This is a genomic window from Micromonospora deserti, assembly GCF_003236335.1.
GTDB lineage: Bacteria > Actinomycetota > Actinomycetes > Mycobacteriales > Micromonosporaceae > Micromonospora > Micromonospora deserti.
Map to the genome: position 1 here is coordinate 1 of NZ_POUB01000588.1, position 409 is coordinate 409.

Here is a 409-nt window from a genome sequence, read left to right on the forward strand (position 1 = left end):
CATTGGTATTGACTAGCACCTTGTTGAATTTGATTTAAAAAAACTGCTGTATTAATTGATACTTGCATAGTAATTTCCCCCTCTAAGCTTTATTATTCAATAAAGGTACAATTGCCCCAATCAACTGGGCATTATTTCCCTGTTTAGCCGTACTTAATTTAGTCTGGTTGAAATTAAGTGGTAATAAATTTGTTAGTGTCTCATTCAAAAGACCTAAAAGGTAATCTCCCTGAGCAGAAACAGCACCTCCAATAACAATGTAATTTGGATCAAATAGTACAATGATTTCAGCTAAACCTCTTGCTACTTCCTTTACCCAAGCCTTAATAATGTCAATAAATGGCATTTGATTTTGTTTTGCTTTTTCGAAAGCTTCAACCACCGTAGTATTATATTCCGCAAGGCGAGC

1 protein-coding gene is annotated in these 409 nt (G+C 34.7%); it reads right to left on the reverse strand.

Annotated features, from left to right (window positions below; translation table 11 throughout):
- Positions 1-82: 82 nt before the first annotated feature.
- The coding region (locus C1I99_RS32055; RefSeq protein WP_146604131.1) for an ROK family protein at positions 83-409 on the reverse strand (327 nt) is incomplete at its 5' end.